This is a genomic window from Pseudomonas sp. NPDC089401, assembly GCF_044749485.1.
Lineage (GTDB): Bacteria > Pseudomonadota > Gammaproteobacteria > Pseudomonadales > Pseudomonadaceae > Aquipseudomonas.
The window spans coordinates 340,188-349,950 of record NZ_JBIVIA010000006.1; the positions used below are offsets into that span (position 1 = coordinate 340,188).

Consider the following 9,763-nt stretch of genomic DNA (forward strand, 5'->3'; position numbering starts at 1 on the left):
ATCCGTCTTGGGTCTACGGCCAGGCGGCCGGCCGGTTGATCCGTTTGGCGCCCTACCTTAAGGGATCAGGCGCATATAGGTCGAGATTAAATTTCGTCGATTCAACGATATTGCAGGAAGACGTTCTCACGCCCGAACTGGTCACGCAGCGCCTGAATCAGCCCATCTGCCGGGTCGATCGCCCACTGCTCGCCGAACTGCAGCATGGCCTTGGCGTCGCTGCCGGTGTACTCCAGGGTGATCGGGCAGGCGCCGCGGTGACGGGTGATCAGCTCGCCCAGCCACTTCAGCCGGTCGCCCTTGAGTGCTTCATGGGCGACCCTCAGGCGCAGGCTTTCGGCCAGCTTGGTGCGCGCATCCTCCATGGTCATCACCTGCTTGACCCGCAGGCGCAGGCCACCGGAGAAGTCGTCGTTGCTGACCTCGCCCTCGACCACCACCATGGCATCGGCTTGCAGCAAGGACTGTGCCGCGATATAGGCATCGGCGAACAACGAGGCTTCGATGCGCCCTGAGCGGTCGTCCAGGGTGACGAAGCCCATCTTGTCGCCCTTCTTGTTCTTCATCACCCGCATGGCGATGATCATCCCGGCGATGGTCTGGGTCTCGCGCGACGGCTTGAGGTCGATGATGCGCTGGCGGGCGAAACGGCGGATCTCGGTCTCGTACTCGTCGATCGGGTGGCCGGTGAGGTACAGGCCCAGGGTGTCCTTCTCGCCTTTGAGACGCTCCTTGAGGGTCAGCTCGCGCACCTTGCGGTGGTTGGCGTAGACGTCGACATCCGCAGCGTCGAACATGCCCCCGAACAGGTCGACGTGACCACTGTCGGCGGTGTGGGCGGCCTGCTCGGCCGCCTTGATCGCCTCGGCAAGGGCCGAAAGCAAGGTTGCGCGGTTGATGTCGATGTTGGCCTGGTAGGCCTTGATCTCGTCATGGAAGTGCGGGCCCAGGCGGTCCAGCGCACCACTGCGGATCAGGGCGTCGAGGGTACGTTTGTTGACCCGTTTGAGGTCGATGCGCTCGCAGAAGTCGAACAGGTCCTTGAACGGGCCACCCTGGGCACGCGCCTCGACGATGGCCTCCACCGGGCCTTCGCCGACACCCTTGATCGCACCAAGGCCGTAGACGATACGGCCGTCGTTGTTCACGGTGAACTTGAAGTCGGAGAAGTTCACGTCCGGCGCATCGAGGCGCAGCTTCATGCTGCGCACTTCCTCGACCAGCACCACCACCTTGTCGGTGTTGTGCATATCCGCCGAGAGTACCGCAGCCATGAACGGTGCCGGGTGGTGTGTCTTAAGCCACGCGGTCTGGTACGACACCAGGCCATAGGCAGCGGAGTGGGATTTGTTGAAGCCGTAACCCGCGAACTTCTCTACCAGGTCGAAGATGTTACCGGCCAGATCCGCATCGATATTGTTGGCAACGCAACCTTCGATGAAGCCACCGCGCTGCTTGGCCATCTCCTCGGGCTTTTTCTTACCCATGGCTCGACGCAGCATGTCGGCGCCGCCGAGGGTGTAGCCCGCCATCACCTGGGCAATCTGCATCACCTGTTCCTGGTACAGGATGATGCCGTAGGTCGGTGCCAGCACCGGCTTGAGGCCTTCGTACTGGTAGTCCGAATGCGGGTAGGCCAGCTCGGCGCGGCCGTGCTTGCGGTTGATGAAGTCATCCACCATGCCCGACTGCAGCGGGCCTGGGCGGAACAGTGCCACCAGTGCGATGAGGTCTTCCAGGCAGTCGGGCTTGAGCTTCTTGATCAGCTCCTTCATGCCGCGGGATTCGAGCTGGAACACCGCCGTGGTCTCGGCCTTCTGCAACAGCTCGTAGGTCTTGCGGTCGTCCAGCGGGATGAAGTCGATGTTGAGATCGGGCAGGTTCTGCTTGGCCTGCTCGCGGTTGATGATCTCCATCGCCCACTTGATGATGGTCAAGGTACGCAGGCCGAGGAAGTCGAACTTCACCAGGCCCGCCGCCTCGACGTCATCCTTGTCGAACTGGGTCACCAGGCCGCCGCCCTCTTCGTCACAGGCGATCGGCGAGAAGTCGGTGAGCTTGGTCGGGGCGATCACCACGCCACCGGCGTGCTTGCCGGTACCGCGGGTGACGCCTTCGAGCTTGAGCGCCATGTCCCAGATCTCGCGGGCGTCTTCGTCGCCCTTGAGGAAGTCGCGCAGGATCTCTTCCTGCTCGAAGGCCTTGTCCAGGGTCATGCCCACTTCGAACGGGATCATCTTCGACAGGCGGTCGGCCAGGCCGTAGGACTTGCCCTGCACCCGCGCCACGTCGCGCACCACCGCCTTGGCGGCCATGGTGCCGAAGGTGATGATCTGGCTCACCGCGTTGCGCCCGTAGGCTTCGGCCACGTAGTCGATCACCCGGTCGCGGCCGTCCATGCAGAAGTCGACGTCGAAGTCGGGCATGGAAATACGTTCAGGGTTGAGGAAGCGCTCGAACAGCAGGTCGTAGGCCAGCGGGTCGAGGTCGGTGATCTTCAGCACGTAGGCCACCAGCGAGCCGGCACCCGAACCCCGGCCCGGGCCGACCGGCACGTCGTTGTTCTTGGCCCACTTGATGAAGTCCATGACGATCAGGAAGTAACCGGGGAAGCCCATCTGGATGATGATGTCCAGCTCGAACTTCAGGCGGTCCAGGTAGACCTGGCGCTTCTCTTCGTAATTGGGCGTGGTCTCCTTTGGCCAGAGCACCGCCAGGCGCTCTTCCAGGCCTTCGTGGGACACGTGGCGCAGGTAGTCGTCGATGCCCATGCCGTTGGGCGTGGGGAAATCGGGCAGGAAGTACTTGCCCAGTTGCACCTGGATGTTGCAGCGCTTGGCGATCTCGACGGTGTTGGCGATGGCGTCGGGCAGGTCGCTGAACAGCTCGGCCATTTCCTCGGCCGACTTCAGGTATTGCTGGTCGCTGTAGCCACGCGGGCGGCGCGGGTCGTCGAGGGTCCAGCCCTCGCCGATGCACACGCGGGTTTCATGGGCGTCGAAGTCGGACTGCTTGATGAAACGCACGTCGTTGGTGGCGACCAGTGGCGCGCCGAGCTGGTCGGCCAGGGCCACGGCGGCGTGCACGTACTCCTCGTCACCGGCACGGTTGGTGCGTTGCACTTCGACGTAGAAGCGCTCGGGGAACATGCCCATCCAGTCGCGCAGCAGCGCTTGGGCTTCATCCTCGCGACCGTTCAGCAGGGCCATGCCGATATCGCCTTCCTTGCCGGCGGACAGGGCGATCAGGCCTTCGCTGGCGGGGGCGATCCACTCACGCTGGAGGATCACCAGGCCGTTGCGCTGGCCGTCGGTCCAGCCACGCGAGATCAGCTCGGTGAGGTTGCGATAACCCTTGGGGTCCATGGCCAGGAAGCAGATGCGCGACAGCGGTGCCTCCGGGTCGGCAGCGGCCAGCCACAGGTCGGCACCGCAGATCGGCTTGATCCCGGCACCCATGGCGGTCTTGTAGAACTTCACCAGGGAGCACATGTTGCTCTGGTCGGTGATCGCCACCGCTGGCATGTTCATGCCCGCCAGCGCCTTGGCCAGCGGCTTGATCCGCACCAGGCCGTCGACCAGCGAGAATTCGGAGTGGACGCGCAGGTGAACGAAGGGAACCGACATGGAAAGTCCTGTAGCAGTGCTGAACGACAAGGGCGGGATTGTAGCGTAATTGCGTGGGGGTTTTACGGGCGGTTTTGCAACCGGATCTCTGTAGGAGCGGCTTTAGCCGCGAACCAGGCGACGCGGTGGATGGCACCGGCTCTGCCGGTGTTCGCGGCTGAAGCCGCTCCTACACAAGCGATTGGGCCGCAAGGCGGCCCCATACCTCAGATCAGCGAATCGGTAACGCCCAGACGGGCTTCCCAAGCCGCGCGCACCGGCGCGAACGAGCGCCGATGGATGGGCGTAGGCCCGAGCCGCGCCAGGGCCTCGAGGTGCACCGGCGTCGGGTACCCCTTGTGCCCGCCGATCCCGTAGCCTGGGTAGATCAGCTCGAACGCGCTCATCTCCCGGTCGCGGGTGACCTTGGCCAGGATCGATGCGGCGGCGATGGCCGGCACCTGGCTGTCGCCCTTGACCACCGGTGCCGCCGGCACCGCCAGTTTCGGGCAGCGGTTACCGTCGATCAGGGCCAGCTTCGGGGTCACGTGCAAACCTTCCACCGCGCGCTGCATGGCCAGCATGGTGGCCTGCAGGATGTTCAGGCGGTCGATTTCCTCGACCTCGGCACGGGCGATGCAGAAGCTCAGGGCCTTTTCGCAGATCTCGTCGAACAGCGCTTCGCGCTTGGCTTCGGTGAGTTTCTTCGAGTCGTTCAGGCCAAGGATCGGCCGCGCCGGGTCGAGGATCACCGCCGCCGTGACCACGGCGCCGCACAGCGGGCCGCGACCGACCTCGTCGACACCGGCGACCAGGTCCTCGACCAGGTTGAAGTCCAGTCCAATCTGCATTTCAGTGGTCCTTGAGCAAGGCCAGCACCGCGTCGGCCGCCTGGTTGGAGGCATCGCGGCGCAAGGTACGGTGAATCTCGTCGAAACGCTCGGTCTGCCGGGCGCCGTCGGCGACCAGCGGCAACAGGGCCTGCGCCAGGGCTTCGCTGGTAGCGGCGTCCTGCAGCAGCTCGGGCACCAGTTCGCGCTGGGCCAGCAAATTGGGCAACGACACGTAGGGGCTTTTCACCAGGCGCTTGAGAATCCAGTAGGTCAGCGGAGCCAGGCGGTAGGCCACCACCATGGGGCGCTTGTACAACAGCGCCTCCAGGGTGGCGGTGCCGGAGGCGATCAGCACTGCGTCACAGGCCGCCAGGGCCTGGTGCGATTGGCCGTCGAGCAAGGTCAGCGGCAGGTCGCGCCCGGCGAGCATCTGCTCGAGCTGGGCACGCCGCGCCGCATTGGCACATGGCAGCACGAAGCGCACACCTGGCAGTTGAGCGCACAGGCGCTGGGCAGTATCGAGGAACAGCGCCCCCAGGCGCCCGACCTCGCCACCGCGGCTGCCCGGCATCAACGCCACCACCGGCCCGTCGCCCAGGCCCAGCTCGCGGCGTGCGGCCTGGCGATCGGCGTCCAGGGGAATAGTGTCGGCCAGCGGGTGGCCGACAAAGCGCACCGGTACTCCCTGCTCTTCGTAGAAACGCGCCTCGAACGGCAGCAGGGTAAGCATCAGGTCGCAGCCTTCACGGATCTTCAGCACGCGCTTCTGGCGCCAGGCCCAGACCGACGGGCTGACGTAGTGCACGGTCTTGATCCCGGCCTGACGCAGCTTCAGTTCGATGTTGAGGGTGAAATCAGGCGCGTCGATGCCGATGAACACATCGGGCTTTTCCGCGATCAGGGTCTGGATCAGTTCCTTGCGCCGCTTGAGCAATTCGCGCAGACGCCCCAGCACCTCGACCAGGCCCATGACCGCCAGGCGCTCCATGGGGAAGTACGACTGCAGACCCTCGGCTTCCATCAGCGGGCCGCCGACACCGATGAAACGCACATCGGGATGGCGCGCCTTGAGGGCGCGCATCAGGCCGGAACCGAGAATGTCGCCGCTGGCCTCACCCGCGACCAGGGCTACGCAAAGCTGGGCCATGTCAGCGGGTGATGCCGCGGGCGGAGTTCGCGATCGACTGGCGGAACAGCTCGACCTCTGGATGCTGGCTGGCCAGCTCGTCGAGCTCCTTGATCGCTTCTTCCACGGTCAGGCCCTGACGGTAGACGATCTTGTAGGAACGACGCAGCTCGCGGATCACTTCATCGCTGAAGCCACGGCGGCGCATGCCCTCGAAGTTCATGCTGCGGGCTTCGGCCGGGCTGCCGAACACGGTGACGAACGCCGGCACGTCCTTGCCGATGGCGGTGCCCATGCCGGAAAACGCATGCGCGCCGATGTGGCAGTACTGGTGCACCAGGGTGAAACCGGACAGGATCGCCCAGTCGCCGACATGCACGTGCCCGGCCAGCGCGGTGTTGTTGACCAGGATGCAATGGTTGCCAATCACGCTGTCGTGGCCGATGTGGGCATAGGCCATGATCAGGTTGTGGTCGCCCAAGGTGGTTTCCGAGCGATCCTGGATGGTGCCGCGGTGGATGGTCACACCCTCGCGGATCACGTTGTGATCACCGATCACCAGCCGCGTCGGCTCACCCTTGTACTTGAGGTCAGGGGTATCCTCGCCGATCGAGGAAAACTGGTAGATGCGATTGTGCCTGCCAATCCGGGTCGGGCCCTTGAGCACAACATGGGGGCCGATGATGGTCCCCTCGCCGATCTCGACGTCGGGGCCGATGATCGACCACGGGCCGACTTCGACGCCGTCGGCCAGCCTGGCCGAAGGATCGATGATCGCCCGTGGGTCAATCGAACTCACAGGGAGCGTTCCGCGCAGGTGATTTCGGCCGAGCAGACCGGCTTGCCGTCAACCAGCGCACGGCACTCGAACTTCCAGATCATGCTCTTGCGGCTGAGGAACTTGGCTTCCAGCACCAGCTGATCGCCAGGCAGCACCGGCTGGCGGAAGCGCAGCTTGTCGGAGCCGACGAAGTAGTACAGGGTGCCATCGGCCGGCTTGGCGTCGAGCATCTTGAAACCGAGGATGCCAGCCGCCTGGGCCATGGCTTCGATGATCAGGACGCCCGGCATGATCGGATGCGCCGGGAAATGGCCGTTGAAGAACGGCTCGTTGATGCTGACATTCTTATAGGCACGAATGCTCTGGGCCTCGAAGTCCAGATCCGTCACACGGTCTACCAGCAGGAACGGGTAGCGGTGAGGCAGGTATTCGCGAATCTCGTTGATGTCCATCATTTCGGGGGGAAGCCTGTAATAAGAATAGGGAGCGCAGGTGCTGACCACACGCTCCTTTTGCAATCCAAAGAGGAGCCAGCTAGCGACTGTTCACTCTCGCTCAGGAAATGGTATCAGCCTTCTGATGTCGGCAGGCCACCTGAGGTCACGGTATCGACACGTTTTTCCAGCTGCTGGAGACGCTTGGCCATGTCATCCAGCTGGCGGATACGCGCAGCGCTCTTGCGCCAGTCAGCCAGGGGCTGCATGGCGGTACCGGATGAATACGACCCTGGTTCGGTGATCGAACGGGTCACCATGGTCATGCCGGAGATGAATACGTTATCGCAGATATCGATGTGGCCCACCAGGCCAACGCCACCTGCCAGCATGCAATGCTTGCCGATGCGCGTGCTGCCGGAGATGCCGACACAGGCAGCCATGGCCGTGTGGTCACCGATCTGCACGTTATGGGCGATCTGGATCTGGTTGTCGAGCTTGACCCCGTCGCCGATCCGGGTATCGGACAGGGCGCCACGGTCAACGGCAGTGTTGACACCGATTTCCACGTCATCACCAATGGTGACGCCGCCGATCTGCGCGATCTTGCGCCAGACGCCTTTCTCGTTGGCGAAGCCGAAGCCCTCGCCGCCGATCACCGCACCGGACTGGATGACCACGCGCTTGCCGATGGTAACGTCGTGATACAACGTCACCCGCGGCGCCAGCCAGCCACCCTCGCCGATCACGCAACGCGCACCGATGAAGCAATGCGCGCCGACGCTGGCGTTGGCGCCAATGCGCGCACCGCTTTCGATGACCGCGAACGGCCCGATGCTGGCGCTGGCATCGACCTGGGCGTCTTCCGCCACCACGGCGCTGGGATGTATGCCCGCCACAGCCTTGGGTTTGGGGTCGAACAGGTGGGAGATGCGTGCGTAGGCCAGGTACGGGTCGGCCACGATCAGGGCATTGCCGGCAAAGCCTTCGGCATCCGCAGCCTTGAGCAGCACCGCAGCAGCCTGGCAGCTATCCAGGTACTTGCGATACTGCGGGTTGGCGAGGAAGCTCAATTGACCGGGGCCGGCCTCCTGCAAGGTGGCCAGACCGGTAATCTGCAGCGCCTCGGGACCTTGTAGAGTGGCCCCGAGGGCCTCGGCCAGCTGGCCGAGCGTCATGGTCACGGTCATATCAACGGGCTTGGTTCATGCGCTCGATGACCTGGCGGGTGATGTCGTACTGAGGCTTGACATCGATGACCGCGCCACGCTCGAGAACCAGGTCGTAACCGCCCTTCTTGATCACTTCCTCGACGGCGCCATCGAGCTTCGGCTTCAGCTGCTTGAGCATGTCGCGGTCGGCCACGGCCTTGGCTTCGTTCAGCTCCTTGGACTGGAACTGGAAGTCGCGGGCCTTCTGCTTGAATTCGAGCTCGAGGCGTTCACGCTCCGGCTGCTGCATCTTGTCGCCACCCTTGATCAGGCGGTCCTGGATGCCTTTGGCGCTGCTTTCCAGGGACTTGAGCTTGGTCAGCTGCGGGCCGAACTTCTTCTCGGCATCCACGGCGTACTTCTTGGCCGCATCGGATTCGAGCAGGGCCATCTGATAGTTCAGCACGGCGACCTTCATTTCGGCGAACGCCGGGGTGGCGACCAGCGCCGCGGCCACTACGGCCAGTTGAGCCAATTTACGCACGATGCACTCCTGGATAAACCGTTGTCGTTGAGCAGGGGCCGACCTTAGAAGGTCTGGCCCAGAGAGAATTGGAACACCTGAGTATCGGCATCGTCCGGCTTCTTCACCGGCATCGCCAGGCTGAAGCTCAACGGGCCCAGGGCCGTGATCCAGGTGACACCCAGGCCGACCGAACTGGCCATGCCCGAGAAGCCGACCTTCTCGCAATCCGGCTTGCTGCCGCAATTGGTGTCGAACACGTTACCCACGTCCCAGAACACCGAGGTCCGCAGGGAGCGCTGGTCCTTGACGAACGGCAGCGGGAACAGCAGTTCGACGCCACCTTGCACCAGCACGTTGCCACCGAACGGCAGCGGATCCTGGTCCGGGTCGGCGACAGTACCTTGGTTGCCGGTCACTGCTGCACCACGGCTCGGCGTACTGCGCGGCCCCAGGCTGCTGTCCTTGAAGCCACGTACCGAGTTGAAACCACCCGCGTAGTAGTTCTCGTAGAACGGCAGGCCCGAAGTACTACCAAAGCCATCACCATAGCCCAGTTCGGTATGCAGGCGCAGGGTGTAGTCCTGGCTCAGCGGCTTGAACAACTGGCCACGGTAGTCGAGCTTGTAGAAGGACAGGTCGCTGCCCGGCACGGTGGTTTCCAGGGTCAGGCTCTGGGAATGACCACGGGTCGCCAGCACACCTTTGTTCAGGGTCGATTCGGACCAGCCGATCGAAGCCTTGAAGTTGAGGAAGTTATCGCCTTCATTCTCGAGGAAGTCGAAGATCTCGTCGACGGTGTAGCGGCCGGTCTTGATCTTGTCCTGCTGCACGGTCAGGCCGTAGGTCAGGCGCGACGTCTCGCTGATCGGGTAGCCGAGGCTGACGCCGGCACCGAGGCTGTCCACCGCGTAGCTGGCCACGTCGACGTCGAGGTCGTCGTAGTTGGTGCTGCGGTAGAAGGCGTTGTAGCCCAGGCTCACGCCGTCGGCGGTGAAGTAGGGATCAACGAAGCCGAAGTTGTAGCGGGTCTGGTATTCCGACCGGGTCAGACCGATCGACACCTTGTTACCACTACCGAGGAAGTTGCTCTGGCTGATCGAACCACCGAGGATCAGGCCGGCGCTCTGGGCGAAGCCGACGCTGGCGGTGATCGAGCCGGAGGCCTGCTCCTCGACGCTGTAGTTGACGTCGACCTGGTCGTCGGTGCCCGGCACGGCCGGGGTCTCGACGTTGACTTCCTTGAAGAAGCCCAGGCGCTCCAGGCGGGTCTTGGACTGGTCGATCAGGTAGGTCGAGGCCCAGCCGCC

General features: G+C 63.8%; 8 protein-coding genes. All 8 read right to left on the reverse strand.

What is annotated here, in order from left to right; genetic code table 11:
* Positions 1 to 101 precede the first annotated feature (101 nt).
* Positions 102 to 3,626 carry a DNA polymerase III subunit alpha gene (gene dnaE, locus ACIP21_RS16590; RefSeq protein ID WP_400689464.1) on the reverse strand — a complete coding sequence of 1,175 codons (3,525 nt, stop codon included), beginning with the start codon at positions 3,624 to 3,626 and terminating at the stop codon, positions 102 to 104.
* Positions 3,627 to 3,832: 206 nt separating this feature from the next.
* Positions 3,833 to 4,456, reverse strand: a complete 624-nt coding sequence (gene rnhB / locus ACIP21_RS16595; RefSeq protein WP_400689467.1) for a ribonuclease HII — start codon at positions 4,454 to 4,456, stop codon at positions 3,833 to 3,835.
* Position 4,457: 1 nt separating this feature from the next.
* Entirely contained in the window at positions 4,458 to 5,585 is a 1,128-nt protein-coding gene (gene lpxB, locus ACIP21_RS16600; RefSeq protein WP_400689470.1) for a lipid-A-disaccharide synthase, read from the reverse strand.
* A gap of 1 nt (position 5,586) precedes the next feature.
* Positions 5,587 to 6,363, reverse strand: a complete 777-nt coding sequence (lpxA, locus tag ACIP21_RS16605) for an acyl-ACP--UDP-N-acetylglucosamine O-acyltransferase (protein ID WP_400689472.1) — start codon at positions 6,361 to 6,363, stop codon at positions 5,587 to 5,589.
* Positions 6,360 to 6,800, reverse strand: coding sequence for a 3-hydroxyacyl-ACP dehydratase FabZ (gene fabZ / locus ACIP21_RS16610; RefSeq protein WP_003252314.1), 441 nt, complete (start codon positions 6,798 to 6,800; stop codon positions 6,360 to 6,362). Before fabZ ends, lpxA begins: the two co-directional genes overlap by 4 nt.
* A 113-nt stretch (positions 6,801 to 6,913) precedes the next feature.
* Positions 6,914 to 7,969 carry a UDP-3-O-(3-hydroxymyristoyl)glucosamine N-acyltransferase gene (gene lpxD, locus ACIP21_RS16615; protein ID WP_400689475.1) on the reverse strand — a complete coding sequence of 352 codons (1,056 nt, stop codon included), beginning with the start codon at positions 7,967 to 7,969 and terminating at the stop codon, positions 6,914 to 6,916.
* Position 7,970: 1 nt separating this feature from the next.
* Positions 7,971 to 8,474 (reverse strand): OmpH family outer membrane protein, encoded by a 504-nt coding sequence (locus ACIP21_RS16620; RefSeq protein ID WP_313644677.1) that lies wholly within the window; start codon positions 8,472 to 8,474, stop codon positions 7,971 to 7,973.
* A gap of 44 nt (positions 8,475 to 8,518) precedes the next feature.
* A partial coding sequence (gene bamA / locus ACIP21_RS16625) for an outer membrane protein assembly factor BamA (RefSeq protein ID WP_400689478.1) occupies positions 8,519 to 9,763 on the reverse strand: 1,245 nt, incomplete at its 5' end.